Annotated in this window: 15 protein-coding genes; 8 read left to right on the top strand and 7 right to left on the bottom strand. The window is 60.0% G+C overall.

Going from position 1 to position 15,285, the window contains the following annotated elements; all coding sequences use genetic code 11:
- Nucleotides 1-2 precede the first annotated feature (2 nt).
- From CKW14_RS23850 to CKW14_RS23870, 5 genes are all read right to left on the bottom strand, one after another.
- On the bottom strand, nt 3-1,223 hold the full coding sequence (locus CKW14_RS23850) for an electron transfer flavoprotein subunit alpha/FixB family protein (RefSeq protein ID WP_095050263.1): 1,221 nt from the start codon (nt 1,221-1,223) through the stop codon (nt 3-5).
- Nucleotides 1,223-3,172, bottom strand: a complete 1,950-nt coding sequence (gene dgcB, locus CKW14_RS23855; protein ID WP_095050262.1) for a dimethylglycine demethylation protein DgcB — start codon at nt 3,170-3,172, stop codon at nt 1,223-1,225. The genes CKW14_RS23850 and dgcB overlap by 1 nt, the downstream gene beginning before the upstream one ends.
- Before the next feature lie 163 nt (nt 3,173-3,335).
- Complete coding sequence (gene dgcA / locus CKW14_RS23860) at nt 3,336-5,396, bottom strand: dimethylglycine demethylation protein DgcA (RefSeq protein WP_095050261.1); 2,061 nt, start codon at nt 5,394-5,396, stop codon at nt 3,336-3,338.
- A 15-nt stretch (nt 5,397-5,411) separates the two neighbouring features.
- Entirely contained in the window at nt 5,412-5,942 is a 531-nt protein-coding gene (locus CKW14_RS23865; RefSeq protein ID WP_008083165.1) for a DUF5943 domain-containing protein, read from the bottom strand.
- Nucleotides 5,943-6,156: 214 nt separating this feature from the next.
- A complete protein-coding gene (locus tag CKW14_RS23870) occupies nt 6,157-7,134 on the bottom strand; it encodes a dipeptidase (RefSeq protein ID WP_095050260.1) in 978 nt (325 codons plus the stop codon).
- A gap of 234 nt (nt 7,135-7,368) precedes the next feature.
- On the opposite strand from CKW14_RS23870, the gene CKW14_RS23875 reads away from it, so the two are divergent.
- The 3 genes from CKW14_RS23875 (at nt 7,369) to CKW14_RS23885 (ending at nt 8,544) form a co-directional block, all read left to right on the top strand.
- Nucleotides 7,369-7,770: a lysozyme inhibitor LprI family protein gene (locus tag CKW14_RS23875; protein WP_077574880.1), complete on the top strand. Its 402-nt coding sequence runs from the start codon at nt 7,369-7,371 to the stop codon at nt 7,768-7,770.
- Between the two features lie 212 nt (nt 7,771-7,982).
- Nucleotides 7,983-8,237, top strand: coding sequence for a type II toxin-antitoxin system RelE/ParE family toxin (locus CKW14_RS23880; protein WP_095050259.1), 255 nt, complete (start codon nt 7,983-7,985; stop codon nt 8,235-8,237).
- A complete protein-coding gene (locus CKW14_RS23885) occupies nt 8,221-8,544 on the top strand; it encodes a helix-turn-helix domain-containing protein (protein ID WP_095050258.1) in 324 nt (107 codons plus the stop codon). Before CKW14_RS23880 ends, CKW14_RS23885 begins: the two co-directional genes overlap by 17 nt.
- Before the next feature lie 63 nt (nt 8,545-8,607).
- Here the strand turns inward: CKW14_RS23885 and CKW14_RS23890 are convergent, their stop codons facing one another.
- Complete coding sequence (locus CKW14_RS23890; protein ID WP_095050257.1) at nt 8,608-9,573, bottom strand: tyrosinase family protein; 966 nt, start codon at nt 9,571-9,573, stop codon at nt 8,608-8,610.
- A 229-nt stretch (nt 9,574-9,802) separates the two neighbouring features.
- Here CKW14_RS23890 and CKW14_RS23895 point away from each other — a divergent pair, with 229 nt between their 5' ends.
- Entirely contained in the window at nt 9,803-10,219 is a 417-nt protein-coding gene (locus CKW14_RS23895) for a DUF3010 family protein (RefSeq protein ID WP_095050256.1), read from the top strand.
- A 121-nt stretch (nt 10,220-10,340) separates the two neighbouring features.
- On the opposite strand, the gene CKW14_RS23900 is transcribed toward CKW14_RS23895, so the two are convergent.
- Nucleotides 10,341-11,285 carry a GlxA family transcriptional regulator gene (locus CKW14_RS23900; RefSeq protein WP_095050255.1) on the bottom strand — a complete coding sequence of 315 codons (945 nt, stop codon included), beginning with the start codon at nt 11,283-11,285 and terminating at the stop codon, nt 10,341-10,343.
- Between the two features lie 207 nt (nt 11,286-11,492).
- Between CKW14_RS23900 and CKW14_RS23905 the strand changes: the two genes are divergently transcribed.
- The 4 genes from CKW14_RS23905 to CKW14_RS23920 all read left to right on the top strand — a co-directional run bounded on the left by CKW14_RS23905 (nt 11,493) and on the right by CKW14_RS23920 (nt 15,279).
- Nucleotides 11,493-12,437 (top strand): choline ABC transporter substrate-binding protein, encoded by a 945-nt coding sequence (locus CKW14_RS23905; RefSeq protein WP_095050254.1) that lies wholly within the window; start codon nt 11,493-11,495, stop codon nt 12,435-12,437.
- 120 nt (nt 12,438-12,557) lie between these two features.
- Nucleotides 12,558-13,445: a 3-keto-5-aminohexanoate cleavage protein gene (locus CKW14_RS23910; protein WP_016983621.1), complete on the top strand. Its 888-nt coding sequence runs from the start codon at nt 12,558-12,560 to the stop codon at nt 13,443-13,445.
- 164 nt (nt 13,446-13,609) lie between these two features.
- The gene (locus tag CKW14_RS23915) at nt 13,610-14,575 is read left to right on the top strand and encodes an L-carnitine dehydrogenase (RefSeq protein WP_095050253.1); all 966 of its coding nucleotides are present in this window, start codon (nt 13,610-13,612) and stop codon (nt 14,573-14,575) included.
- Nucleotides 14,576-14,802: 227 nt separating this feature from the next.
- Nucleotides 14,803-15,279: a thioesterase family protein gene (locus CKW14_RS23920; protein WP_095050252.1), complete on the top strand. Its 477-nt coding sequence runs from the start codon at nt 14,803-14,805 to the stop codon at nt 15,277-15,279.
- Nucleotides 15,280-15,285 lie beyond the last annotated feature (6 nt).

A 15,285-nucleotide genomic window follows, 5' to 3' on the forward strand; every position in this document is an offset into this window, starting at 1 on the left:
CCTTAAGCCGCATCGCGCTTGGCTTCGTTGCGGTAAGCCGCCACCGCCTCGATCAACGCCTGAAGAATCTCTGCGCTCTCGCCGATCACAGAGAGGTCTGCACGCTTGATCATGTCGCAACCCGGATCGAGGTTGATCGCCACCACCTTGTCACAGGCACCAATGCCTTGCAGGTGCTGGATCGCCCCGGAAATCCCCACCGCAACATACACCCGCGCGGTAACCCAGGTGCCGGACGCACCGACCTGGCGATCACGGGCCATGAAGCCATCGTCCACCGCCACCCGCGACGCACCTTCGGTAGCGCCGAGTGCCGCCGCCGTTTCGTGGAACAGTGCCCAGTCCTTGACGCCGTTGCCGCCGGAGAAAATGAACTCCGCTTCGGCCATCGGAATCGCTGCCGGGTCGACCGCAACGGCGCCGAGATCTTCAATCCGCGACAGGCTACGAGCGACACTTGTGGATAACTCCACCGGCAACGCTTCGTGACGGGTTTCACTGACCGGCTCCGCGCATTCGGCCGCCGCCAGAATCAACCGTGCGACGGGACGGGCAAGGTCTTGCAGCCCCGCGCCAGCGCGGCCGATGCATTCCTGATCCTTGACCTGCCAGACCCGTGTCGCCGGGCGCTCGCCCAATGCCGCCGCAAAGCGTCGACCGAGTTCACCGCCACCGCTGCGGCTGTCCGGCAGCAACCAATGACGCGGGTTGAACTGGTTATCCACAGCGCGCAAACCTTGCACCCGTTGCTCCGGTGCATAACCACTAAAGGCTTCGCCCTCGAGTACCAGCAAGCGATCGACGCCAGCGGTCGCGAAAGCGTTTTCCTTATGCTCGCCAAAGACCACCGCCAGCACCGCGCCGTCATTGCCGGCGAGCTGATGAGCGAGGCCGAGCAAGTCGCGATCGTGGCTGCTCAGGCGGCCGCCGACCATGTCCGGAACCACACTGATATAGAACGCCGGCGCGGGCACCTGATGCAGCGGCAATTGCACTTCCACAGCCGCCGAGCGTTTGACCGCCCCGCCCTGTTGCGCGCCGCTGCGGTCGATACGCTTGATGCCGTTGGGGCCGATAAAACCGATGCCATGCAGATTCTTGCGAATGACGCCGTTGGGCCCCATCCAGCTGTGTTGCGCCGGTTGCATGGCCGCGTGCAGCGGGTGCAGGCGGTTACGCGCAATCCATTCGGCGCGCGGGTCGCGGCGGATAATGTCGCTCATCAGTGGGCCTCCGCAGGTTCACGTTTGGCCGGAGTGGCAGGCTTGCTTGGCGCGGCGTCTTCGAGCAGCGCGTCGGCGACCAGTTCGGCGATGTCCTTGATCAGCGGCCGCGGTTCGACCACGCCTTCGAGCATCGCCGTGCACTGTGGACAACCCACCGCCACCAGTTCGGCGCCGGTCTCGCGGATGTCTTCCATGCGCATATCAGGAATCCGTTGCTTACCCGGAATGTCGGTGATCGGCGCCCCGCCACCGCCGCCGCAGCAGCGCGAACGGAAGCCGGAACGTTGCATCTCTTTGACTTCAATACCGAGGGCACGCAGCACTTCGCGCGGCGCTTCGTACTCGCCGTTGTAACGACCGAGGTAGCACGGGTCGTGATAGGTCACGCTGTTGCCTTTGTGCTGACCGAGGTTCAACGCACCGGCCTGAATAATTTCCGCCATGTAGGTGCTGTGGTGTTGCACCAGATAGTTGCCGTCGAACGCGCCGTACTCGTTTTTCAACACATGGAAGCTATGCGGATCGCAGGTAACGATGCGGTTGAAGCTGTATTTGGCCAGGGTCTGGATGTTGCGCTTGGCGAGCAACTGGAAGGTTGCTTCATCGCCGAGACGGCGGGCCACGTCGCCACTGTCACGTTCTTCCAGCCCCAACACGGCGAAGTCGATTTTCGCCGCTTTCAGCACTTTGACGAACGCGCGCAAAGTGCGCTGGTTGCGCATGTCGAAGGCACCGTCGCCGACCCAGAACAGTACGTCGGTGGATTTCTTCTCGCTAAGCAGATTGAGGTTCAGATCCGCCGCCCAGTTCATCCGCCCGCCCGGGGCGAAACCGCCTGGGTTGTCGGTGGCGATCAGGTTTTCGAGGACCTCGGCGCCCTTATTCGGGGTCGCGCCTTTTTCCAGGGTCAGGTGCCGGCGCATGTCGACGATGGCGTCGACGTGCTCGATCATCATCGGGCACTCCTCGACGCAGGCACGGCAGGTGGTGCACGACCACAGGGTTTCGGCGTCGACCAGACCGTTAACGATCGGTTGATGTGGATTACCGCTGTGTTCGCCCACTGGTTTGCCGGGATACGGGCTGCCGGCGAACTTCGCATCGGTGCCACCGGCGAGACCGACGACCATGTCCTGAATCAGTTTCTTCGGGTTCAGCGGCTGACCGGCAGCGAACGCCGGGCACGCCGCTTCGCACTTGCCGCACTGCACGCAGGCGTCGAAACCGAGCAACTGGTTCCAGGTGAAATCCTTGGGTTTCTCTACCCCTAATGGCGCTGAAGGATCATTGAGATCCAGCGGTTTGAGGCCGGTGGAACGACCACCACCAAAACGTTCAGCGCGACGGTGCCACGCCAAGTGCAAGGCACCGGCAAAGGCGTGTTTCATCGGCCCGCCCCAGGTCATGCCGAAGAACAGTTCCGACACGCCCCACAACACGCCGATCCCGAGGATGACCGCGAGTATCCAGCCGCCAAAGTTTTCCGGAAGAATCCCGGCCACCGGCAAGGTCAGCAGAAAGAACGACGCCGAGAACGCCAGCAGGCTTTTCGGCAGGCGCATCCACGGGCCTTTCGACAGCCGCGCCGGCGGGTTGCGCCGACGCAGATAAACGAAGATCGCACCGACGAACATCACCGCCGTCATCAGCAGCAAGGCGTAACCGAGTATGCGGTTATGCAGGCCGAAACCGTGCACCAGCAGCGCCAGCACAATCGACGCCACCGCACCGCCGGCCGTGGCCACGTGGGTGTTGGCGATGTATTTGTCCCGCGCCACGACATGGTGCAAATCGACCATGTAGCGCTTGGGCATGGCGAACAGGCCGCCGATCAGATCGACCTTCGAGGCCCGGCCCCGGCGCCACATCGCTACCCGCCGCAACGCGCCGAGGACACCAAGCCCGATAGCTGCGAACAACAGGATTGGAAGAAGGGTGTTCAACATGGTGAAGCTCCCACCAGTACAACCTGGAGAAACACGGCGTTCAATGATCGTTCCCACGCTCTGCGTGGGAATGCATCCCGGGACGCTCCGCGTCCCAAGCGGACGCAGAGCGTCCATTGCGGCATTCCCACGCAGAGCGCGGGAACGATCGGTTCACTAGCCCTTAGAAATCCTTGCAGAGCCGCAGGGCGTCGTAGATCGCGGCGTGGGTGTTGCGCTGCGCCACGCAGTCGCCGATGCGGAACAGCAAGTAGCCGTCGCCGGTGGTGCTCAGCGAAGGTTGCGGCTGGATCGCGAACAACGCTTCAACGTCGATCTGGCCCTTGTTGCGCGAACCCTCTTTGAGCGCGTAGTAGATTTCTTCATCCGGACGCACGCCGTTCTCCACCACCACCTGGTCGACCACCCGCTCCTCTTTGGCGCCGGTGTATTCGTTTTCCAGCACCGCGACCAGTTTGTCGCCTTCGCGGTAAACCTTCTCCAGCATCATGTCGCCGGTCATGATCACTTCTTTCGGGTACATGCTGCGGTAGTAGGTCGGGAACGACGTACCGCCGATGGCCACGCCCGGTTTGATGTCGTCGGTGACAATCTCGACCTGGCTGCCTTTGTCGGCGAGGAAGTCAGCAACCGACATCCCGGTGAACTCGCAAATGGTGTCGTAGACCAGCACGTTCTTGCCCGGCGCGACCTTGCCGTCGAGCACGTCCCAGCTGCTGACCACCAGCCCTTCGGCGGCGCCCCAGTGTTCGTTCTGTTCCAGGTACGGATGCCCGCCGACCGCCAGCACCACCACGTCCGGACGCAAGTCCATGATGGTGTCGGCATCAGCTGCCGTGCCCAGGCGCAAATCGACTTTCAGCCGCGCCAGTTCCAGTTGGAACCAACGGGTAATACCGGCGATCTGGTCACGCTGCGGCGCTTTCGATGCGGTGGTGATCTGTCCGCCGATGAATTCCTTCTTCTCGAACAGGGTCACGTCGTGGCCACGCTCGGCAGCAACCCGTGCCGCTTCCATCCCGGCAGGGCCGGCACCGACGATCACCACTTTGCGCTTCGGCCCGGTGGATTTCTCGATGATGTGCGGCACGCCCATGTATTCACGGGACGTTGCAGCATTCTGGATGCACAGCACGTCGAGGCCTTGATACTGGCGGTCGATGCAATAGTTGGCGCCGACGCACTGTTTGATCTGGTCGATCTGGCCCATCTTGATCTTGGCGATCAGGTGCGGGTCAGCAATGTGCGCGCGGGTCATGCCGACCATGTCGACGTAACCGCCTTCAAGGATGCGCGTGGCCTGGTTCGGATCCTTGATGTTCTGTGCGTGCAGCACCGGCACCTTGACCACTTCCTTGATCCCGGCGGCCAGATGCAGGAACGGCTCCGGTGGATAACTCATGTTCGGAATCACGTTGGCCAGGGTGTTGTGAGTGTCACAACCCGAGCCGACAACACCGAGGAAGTCGAGCATGCCGGTGTCGTCGTAGTACTTAGCGATCTGCTTCATGTCCTCGTGGGACAAGCCGTCCGGGTGGAACTCGTCACCGCAGATACGCATGCCCACGCAGAAGTCGTCACCGACCTCGGCGCGCACGGCTTTCAGCACTTCCAGACCGAACTTCATCCGGCCTTCGAAGGTGCCGCCCCATTCGTCGGTACGCTTGTTGACGCGCGGGCTCCAGAACTGGTCGATCATGTGCTGGTGCACCGCTGACAGCTCAACGCCGTCGAGACCACCGGCCTTGGCCCGACGCGCCGCCTGGGCATAGTTGCCAATCACCCGCCAGATTTCTTCCGGCTCGATGGTTTTGCAGGTGGCGCGGTGTACCGGTTCACGGATGCCCGAGGGCGACATCAGCGTCGGCCAGTTGAAGCCGTCCCAGCGCGAGCGCCGGCCCATGTGGGTAATCTGAATCATGATTTTAGCGCCATGCTTGTGCATGGCATCGGCCAGGTTCTGGAAATGCGGAATGATGCGGTCGGTGGACAAATTCACCGAGCTCCACCATTCCTGCGGGCTGTCGATGGCGACCACAGAGGAGCCGCCGCAAATCGCCAGGCCGATGCCGCCCTTGGCTTTCTCTTCGTAGTATTTGACGTAGCGGTCGGTGGTCATGCCGCCGTCCGTTGCGTAGACCTCAGCGTGCGCGGTGCTGAGCACGCGGTTGCGGATGGTCAGTTTACCGATCTGGATCGGCTGGAACATTGCTTCGAAAGCCATGGCGGGTTCCTCGACTTACAACGGCTTGACGGTGAACAGGCCGTCGTCGTGGCCTTCTTCGGAGCCACCGTAGACTTGCTCGGCGACGGTGCGAATCTTGCTGCCGCGAGCCTCAAGAATCTGATCCATGGCCCCGGCAAACCAACCGGTAAACATGTAATCGACTTTGCGCCCGACCTTGCCGTAGACGTAGACGAATGCCGAGTGTTCGAGCTTGACGCTGGCAGTGCCTTTGTCGAGGTCGATGTCCTGAATCTTGAACAGGCCCCAGCCGCGCTGCGACAGGCGCTTCATGTAATGCTCGAATACCGCGACGCCTTCCAGGCCGTGGCATTCAGCTTCTTTCTCGCACCAGTGCCAGGCGGACTTGTAGCCGGCCTTGTAGAGGATCTCGGCATAAGCTTCAGCGCCCAAAACCTCTTCGATGCCCATGTGGTTGTTGACGAAGAAGTGACGCGGTACGTACAGCATTGGCAGGGCGTCGGAGGTCCAGACACCGGTCTCGCTGTCGACTTCGATTGGCAATTGCGGGGCGATCTTGGCCATGGAAACTTAACTCCAGAAAAATTCGTGGTTGGTGCCGAGCAAAGCTTTTGCTCTGCTCTTATAAACAAGCCGTATGAATGACTTTGGAGCCGTAGCGAGCACGTCGAGAGCAAGGAAGGACCGGAGCGACAAGCGAGACAGTACGGGACGTACGGCGAGTTTGGCGCGAGGACCTGACGCAGCTATCGGCGAGCGGAGTAGGCTCCAGAGTTATTCATTCGCCCCAGACGTCTTTGAGGACGTTCACCCAGTTTTCGCCCATGATCTTGCGCACGACGCGCTCGGAGTGGCCGCGCTTGAGCAGGGTTTCGGTCAGGTTCGGGAACTCGCCGACGGTGCGGATGCCCAGCGGGTTGATGATCTTGCCGAAGCTGGTCAGACGGCGGGCGTAGCCCTTGTCGTGGGTCAGGTATTCGAAGAAGTCCTGACCGTGACCCTGGGTGAAATCGGTGCCGATGCCGATGGAATCTTCGCCAACGATGTTCATTACGTATTCGATGGCTTCGGCGTAGTCGTCGATGGTCGAATCGATGCCCTTGGCGAGGAACGGCGCGAACATGGTCACGCCGACGAAACCGCCGTGGTCGGCAATGAACTTCAGTTCTGCATCGGACTTGTTGCGCGGGTGCTCTTTGAGACCCGACGGCAGGCAGTGGGAATAGCAGACCGGTTTTTTCGATTCGAGGATGACTTCTTCGGAAGTCTTGGAACCGACGTGGGACAAGTCGCACATGACGCCAACGCGGTTCATCTCGGCGACGATTTCGCGACCGAAACCCGACAGGCCGCCGTCACGCTCGTAGCAACCGGTGCCGACCAGATTCTGGGTGTTGTAGCACATCTGCACGATGCCGACGCCGAGCTGTTTGAACACCTCGACATAGCCGATCTGGTCTTCAAACGCGTGAGCATTCTGGAAGCCGAAGAGGATGCCGGTCTTGCCTTGTTCCTTGGCGCGACGGATGTCGGCAGTGGTGCGCACTGGCATCACCAGGTCGCTGTTTTCGCGGATCAGCTTCTGGCTGGCAGCGATGTTGTTCACGGTCGCCTGAAAGCCTTCCCACACCGACACAGTGCAGTTGGCCGCCGTCAGACCGCCCTTGCGCATGTCTTCGAACAGCTCGCGGTTCCATTTGGCAATGATCAGACCGTCGATAACGATGCTGTCGGCGTGTAATTCGGCTGGGCTCATCAGGCGTCCCCTTATTGGCGATTCATGCGCCGAATCGTCTGCCGGCGCTTTGGGGCCAGCATATGCCTCGGTGCCGGGGCGACCGGGTGCAAAAACGACAGGGGAATTGCCGAAAGCGTCAATCCGCGACAAAGGGTCGCCAGGCGCCCCGATCAGCTACCTGTTCAAGCCCGCCAGCTTGAGCCAGAATCTGGCCCATCTTGGAAACACCACTGGATTAGAGCGGCGACAACAATGAAATCGATCTTCCTGGCTTTGGCTTTGCTTGCGACCGGCGTACACGCCGCTGAAGAGTCCGACAACAACCCGTGCGACGCCGTCGAAAACGACGTCCAGACCCTGGAATGCTCGACCTACAGCCGCACTACTGCAGAAGACCTGCTCAAGGACAACTACGCCAGCCTCAACGAACGCATGCAGACGGCGTATGGCAAGAACCCGACGCAATTGGCGGACATTACCGCCAAGATCAAGACGGCTCAGCAGCAGTGGTTGAAGACGCGGGACGCGGATTGTGCGGTGGAGGCGTTCCCGGCTACGGCGGGGAGCAAGGCGTTCACGATTGCGCAGAATGATTGCGTGGCGCGGATGAGTGATGAACGGTCGGAGTTTTTGGAGTCGATTGGGCAGGAATAGTCCTCAAAATTTGAAGGAAAATTGGCACTGCTTTCTGCAATTGCCTCGTGAATCTCTTCTTCTTACGGCACATGCCGACTTCGCCTACACCTATTGCGTGAAAGCCCCGATCTACGGGCGCTTCACGCAATATCCTGACAACTGTTCTTGATTGGCCGCCTTGAAAATATAAGCAAAGATTCGCGAATCTTATAAAAGACTTATATTCTTCCATGAACAGCATCCACTGGACACGAAAGGCCGTTAAGCAACTCCTGAAATTGCACTGCGCTCATCAAGGACAGGTTCGTGATGCCATCACGGCGCTCGCTAACATGCCTAATGTCGGCAACGTCAAATCATTGGTTGGACATGAATATGCTTACCGATTGCGAGTCGGCAACTATCGGGTCATGTTCGACTGGGACGGCGCAATCAAAGTGGTCAGTATTCAAGAGGTCAAAAAACGCGATGAACGCACCTACTGACATCCAAATCATCAACGACGCCGAGGGCAAACCGGCCTTCGTGGTCATTCCCTATGCGCAATATGTCGCGCAGAAAATGCAGCCCGATCTGATTCCCCATGAAGTGGTCAGTCGGATGGTCGACGGAGCGACACCGATCCGTGCCTGGCGCGAATACCTAAACCTGACTCAGGAAGAAGTCGCCAAACGCATGGGCATTTCGCAACCGGCGTTTGCTCAACAGGAAACGGTGTCCAAGCCACGAAAAGCAACTCGCGAAAAGATTGCGGCGGCCTTTGGAATCACCTCTGAGCAGCTTGAGCTCTAGCCGGTAACGGCGTGTTTGCCTGCTGCAAAAGCCAGGCATTCACACCGCCACCCGATGCCAGCATCAGTCGTGAAATGGAGAACGAGGTTTCACATGATCGAGGATCAGACGTGGCGCCTCATACTCATACCCCAAGTCAGTAATGTCGCTCACATTCCGAGCAGACTGCGCAAACGGCTCGAGCACATCATCGTAGTTATGTCCCTTCGGACCATTGATCAGCGGCGCGTAATGCGGCGCCCAACGTTCGTTGCTCTGGAGCATCAGCGACTGCCAGTCTGCCCACACTTTGTCGACAAAGCAGTGATGAAGGAAGAACACCGGATCATCTGGAGAGGTCATCGGCAACATATTGCCGCCCACCCAGAGGTGGACGCGATTATGCAGTTGTGAACCCGCAGTGGTTACCTGCGGATCACCGCGCTGGGTGATCCAGCCTTCCAGACGATTTCGGAAGCCGCGCACAGTCGGGCCTGAATCATAAGGCGGGGTGTCGTAAAGACTTTCACGCAAGGCCATTTGCAGATCTTCCGGGGTCGGCAATGAGTTCACGACCAGCCCGAACTGGCGCTTCAAACCAGGACCTGGCAAATCGTCATCCGGATAGGAGGGAACCGGCCATTGTCCATGCTTAAAGGCAAACCGACCGGTTGCGACACGCCAGTCATCGCCTTCAACACCATTACCGCCCATGAAATCCTCAGCCCATACCGGAGAGTTGAGCGGGTCGGCAGCATCTTCGGTCCAGTTCCAGTACGGAATCGTGATGGAGGGGTCAATCGCCTGAAGGTCATTTTCGAACTTCAGCAAAAACGCGCGGTGCCATGGCAGGAATGAAGGCCCCCGATGGGCGCCATTGCGGTAGTTTGGATCGTTTGGTTCATGTGGCAGAACTGTAGGCTTCATGACTTGGTGATGCAGGTGTACATACTCGTCATATTGACCTGACTGTTTGAGCTGGAGGCAGGCGGCGACGAAGTTGGTTTTTTCGTTTTGGGTCAATGAGCGAATGTTCTTGCGTAGTTTCATGTCTTCAGTCCCTTGAGCGAGGTCACGAATGGGAAAGGACGATAATCGTCCCAATCCCCCGGCAACCAAGCTAGGCGCCTGCCGGAAGGCCGTCTACTGTCAGAAATTACAGGTCAGTAACGAATTCCGACCAGCGGTATTGCACCGCTGGGGCACCGACGCGAGTGACTTGACCGCCCGACTGCGTCAACATGACTGCCATCCAATTCGCTCATAAGGTCACTCGCCCATGAACATCTGCGGCATCGAAATCAAAGGCAGCGAAGCGATCATCGCCGTGGCCGCTCTCGACGGTTCGACCTTGAGCCACATTCCCCTTGCCACCAAGAAAATCGCCCTCGAAGACGATGACGAAGCGGCCAACGTGAAGTTGTTCGCGGCGCAGGTGGCGTCGTTTGTGCGGGAGAATTCGGTTGACCGGATTGCGATCAAGAAGCGCAGCAAGAAGGGTGAGTTTGCCGGCGGGCCGACCACTTTCAAGATTGAGGGGATTTTGCAGCTGCTGGATGGCTGTGAAGTGACGTTGTTGTCGCCGCAGACGATCAATGCGCAGGCGAAGAAGCATAATTTCGAACTGCCGGGGACGCTGAACAAGTATCAGCATGAGGCTTATAAGGCTGCGTGTTCGGCGTTGGTGAAGAAGTAACGCGATCAAACTGTAGGAGTGAGCCTGCTCGCGATGACGAAGTGTCAGTCGACATCAGTGTTGTCTGACTTACCGCTATCGCGAGCAGGCTCACTCCTACAGGGGTTTTGGGTACATCCATTCAGGCCTGGGCGGTACGGCGGTCTTCGCGGGGACAGCGGGCGAATTTTGCGCGGTAACTGCGGGTGAAGTACGACGGCGATTCGAAGCCGCAGGCGATGCTGACTTCGAGCACGCTCATGTCAGTCTGGCGCAGCAGTTGCCGGGCCTTTTCCAGGCGCAGACGCAGGTAGAAATTGCTCGGCGTGTCGTTCAGGTGCAGCCGGAACAAGCGCTCCAGTTGCCGCCGCGTGACCTTGATCGATTCCGCCAATTGCAGCGTAGTCAGCGGCGGTTCGCTGTGCTGCTCCATCTCGCCAATCACCTGCACCAGTTTCTTGTTGCTGATCCCGTAACGCGTGGCCACTTCCATGCGCTGGTGATCTTTTCGCGGTCGAATTCGCCCCAGCACAAATTGCTCGCTGACCTGAATCGCCAGTTGCGCCCCATGGGCCTGGGCGATCAGATCGAGCATTAAATCGATGGAGGCGGTGCCGCCCGCTGAGGTGATGCGCCGACGGTCGATCTCGAACAGCTCCTGAGTGACGCTGAGCTGTGGATAAGATTCCTTGAACGCATCGATCGCTTCCCAGTGCAGCGTCAAGCGATGGCCGTCGAGCAAACCGGCTTCGGCGAGGACGAAGCTGCCGGTGTCAATGGCACCAAGGGTCACGCCTTCGTTATCCAGCCGCCGCAACCAGTGTTCAAGGGTTGGCGTGGCGAACTTCAGTGGTTCAAACCCGGCCACCACCAGCAGCGTCGCGCCTTTCTTCAACGGCTCCAGCGCCGCGTCGGCGTTGACCGACATGCCGTTGCTCGCCAGCACCGCCCCGCCATCGGCACTCAACACATGCCAGCGGTACAACTCGCCACGAAAGCGGTTGGCCACACGCAGCGGTTCAATTGCGGAAATAAAACCGATGGCGGAGAACCCCGGCATCAGCAAGAAGTAGAAATCCTGGGACATGTGCGCACTCGATTCGCGGGTAACGAGAGGGAGGGTAGCGTGGCTCGTTGATACGCCGATTGTCGTCGGCGTTCAAGGGCACAGGTCGCTACAGTGCAAATGCCAGTCGCCGCAGTGCGCTTTCACCGGCCCACAGCTGCGTAACTTTGCATCACCGGCGCATCAGACACCGGAACTCACAATAAACGACCTGCCGAGGAACCCGACATGAAACGACTGATCAGCAGCTGTGTTCTTGCACTCAGCGGTACCGCTTTCTTGAGCGCCAGCGTCATGGCGGCCGAACCCGCCTCGTGCCAGAACGTGCGCATGGGCGTGGTCAACTGGACCGACGTGATCGCCACCAGTGCCATGACCCAGGTCCTGCTCGACGGCCTCGGCTACAACACCAAACAAACCAGTGCGTCCCAGCAAATCATCTTCGCCGGGATCCGCGATCAGCGCCTGGACCTGTTCCTCGGTTACTGGAACCCGCTGATGACCCAGACCATCACCCCGTTCGTCGACGCCAATCAGGTCAAAGTCCTCGAAGCGCCAAGCCTGAAAGATGCCCGTGCGACCCTCGCCGTGCCGACTTATCTGGCCGACAAGGGCCTGAAAACCTTCGCCGACATTGCCAAGTTCGAAAAAGAACTGGGCGGCAAGATCTACGGCATCGAGCCAGGCTCGGGCGCCAACACGCAGATCAAGGCGATGATCGCCAAGAACCAGTTCGGCCTCGGCAAGTTCCAGTTGGTCGAGTCGAGCGAGGCCGGCATGCTCGCCGCCGTCGACCGCGCCGTGCGCCGCAAAGAGGCCGTGGTGTTCTTCGGCTGGGCGCCGCACCCGATGAACGTCAACGTCAAGATGACTTATCTGACCGGCAGCGACGACGCCCTCGGCCCGAACGAAGGCATGGCCACCGTGTGGACAGTGACCGCGCCGAAATACGCCGAGCAATGCCCGAACATTGGTCGCCTGCTGACCAATCTGACGTTCACCGCCGAGGACGAGAGCCGGATGATGCAGCCGCTGCTCGACCACAAGGACGCCTTCGAATCGGCCAAGCAATGGCTCAAGGATCACCCGGAAGACAAGCAGCGCTGGCTGGAAGGTGTGACCACGTTCGATGGCAAACCGGCGGCTGAAAACCTGCAGCTGACCAGCAAATAACCCTCTCATTTAAAAGCCCCTCACCCTAGCCCTCTCCCAAGGGGAGAGGGAACTGAACGACGCTTCGCAGCCCGGAAAAGGGCTGCGGACAGACCCATCACGCCTGAAGGAAACCGCACCATGAACCACGACGTCATCATCACCTGCGCACTCACCGGTGCTGGCGACACGACCGCCAAGAGCCCACACGTGCCGGTCACCCCGAAACAAATCGCTGCGGCGGCCGTTGAAGCGGCCAAGGCTGGCGCCACGGTTGTGCACTGCCATGTGCGCGATCCGCAGACCGGCAAGTTCAGCCGCGACGTGGCGCTGTACCGCGAAGTGATGGAGCGCATCCGCGAGGCCGACGTCGACATCATCGTCAACCTCACCGCCGGTATGGGCGGCGACCTGGAGATCGGCGCGGGCGAGAACCCGATGGAGTTCGGCCCGAACACCGATCTGGTCGGCCCGCTGACCCGTCTCGCCCACGTTGAAGAGTTGCTGCCGGAAATCTGCACCCTCGATTGCGGCACGCTGAACTTCGGCGATGGCGACACCATTTATGTCTCCACTCCGGCGCAACTGCGTGCCGGCGCCAAGCGCATTACCGAGCTGGGCGTGAAGGCCGAGCTGGAGATTTTCGACACCGGTCACCTGTGGTTCGCCAAGCAGATGATCAAGGAAGGTCTGCTCGATAACCCGTTGTTCCAGCTGTGCCTGGGCATCCCGTGGGGCGCGCCGGCGGATACCACCACGATGAAAGCCATGGTCGACAACCTGCCCGCCGATGCGGTGTGGGCCGGGTTTGGCATTGGCCGTATGCAGATGCCAATGGCAGCGCAAGCGGTGCTGTTGGGCGGCAACGTGCGGGTCGGGCTGGAAGACAACCTGTGGCTGGACAAGGGCGTGCTGGCGACCAACGGCCAACTGGTCGAACGCGCCACCGAAATCCTCAGCCGCCTCGGCGCCCGGGTGCTCACCCCGGCCGAGGGCCGCAAGAAAATGGGCCTGACCCAGCGCGGTTAACCCTCAGCTCAAAAAATGGGGCTCTAACTGCCCCCCAAATTTCACCTGTAGGAGCTGCCGAAGGCTGCGATCTTTTGATTTTGTTTCTCAAGATCAAGATCAAGATCAAAAGATCGCAGCCTTCGGCAGCTCCTACAGGGATTACCTTCCACGGGAAAATTCCTATGAGCTTTATCACCGAAATCAAAACCTTCGCCGCGCTGGGCAGCGGTGTCATCGGCAGTGGCTGGGTCGCGCGCGCCCTCGCCCATGGCCTCGATGTGGTGGCCTGGGACCCGGCACCGGGCGCCGAAGCGGCGCTGCGTAAACGCGTAGCCAATGCCTGGGGCGCACTGGAGAAAAACGGTCTGGCGCCGGGCGCGTCGCAGGATCGTCTGCGCTTTGTCGCGACCATCGAAGAATGCGTACGCGATGCCGACTTCATTCAGGAAAGCGCCCCGGAACGCCTGGAACTGAAACTCGAGCTGCACAGCAAAATCAGCGCCGCGGCCAAGCCTAATGCGTTGATCGGTTCGAGTACCTCGGGCCTGCTGCCAAGTGAGTTCTACGAGAGCTCAACGCACCCCGAACGTTGCGTGGTCGGCCACCCGTTCAACCCGGTTTATCTGCTGCCGCTGGTCGAAGTCGTGGGTGGCAAGAACACCGCGCCCGAGGCCGTTCAGGCAGCGATGAAAGTCTACGAATCCCTCGGCATGCGTCCGCTGCACGTGCGCAAAGAAGTGCCCGGTTTCATCGCCGACCGCTTGCTCGAAGCGCTGTGGCGTGAGGCGCTGCACCTGGTCAACGATGGTGTCGCGACCACTGGCGAGATCGATGATGCGATTCGCTTTGGCGCCGGCCTGCGCTGGTCGTTCATGGGTACGTTCCTGACTTATACCTTGGCCGGGGGTGATGCCGGCATGCGCCACTTCATGTCGCAATTCGGCCCGGCGTTGCAGTTGCCGTGGACGTATCTGCCAGCGCCGGAACTGACTGACAAGTTGATTGATGATGTGGTTGATGGCACCAGTGATCAGCTTGGTCGTCACAGCATTTCGGCGCTGGAGCGCTATCGTGATGATTGCTTGCTGGCGGTGCTTGAGGCGGTGAAGACCACAAAGGAAAAGCATGGGATGGCGTTCAGCGAGTGATATGTCTGCCGTGACATTGCAGTCCCTCACCCTAGCCCTCTCCCGGAGGTAGAGGGGACTGACCGTGTTGATTGTTCGAGTTACGCCGACTTGCACCACCGAGCCGAACTCAAGTTTTGAATAGCATAAAGATCGGCTCCCTTTCCCCCTCGCCCCCTTGGGGGAGAGGGCTGGGGTGAGGGGGTAGCTCTTGATCCTAACGACCCGCCCACTGCCGGAACCCAATCATGCCCACTCTCACCACCTACCAAACCACAATCATCCCCGACTGGGTCGACTACAACGGCCACCTGCGCGACGCCTTCTACCTGCTGATTTTCAGCTACGCCACCGACACCCTGATGGACCGCCTCGGCATGGACAGCAACAACCGCGAAGCCAGTGGCAACTCGCTGTTCACCCTCGAACTGCACCTCAATTATCTGCACGAAGTGAAACTCGATACCGAGGTGGAAGTACGCACGCAAATCATCGCCCACGACAGCAAACGCCTGCACCTCTATCACAGCCTGCACAAGGTCGGTGACGAGCAGGAACTGGCCGGCAACGAACAAATGCTCTTGCACGTCGACCTCGCCGGCCCGCGTTCGGCAACGTTCAGCGCGGACACCCTGAGCCGCCTGCAAAGCATCGTCGCCGAGCAGAAAGACTTGCCCGCTCCCGCTTACATCGGCCGCGTTATCGCACTGCCACCCGCCAGGTAATCCATC

The organism is Pseudomonas sp. Irchel s3a12 (assembly GCF_900187485.1).
GTDB lineage: Bacteria > Pseudomonadota > Gammaproteobacteria > Pseudomonadales > Pseudomonadaceae > Aquipseudomonas > Aquipseudomonas neuropathica.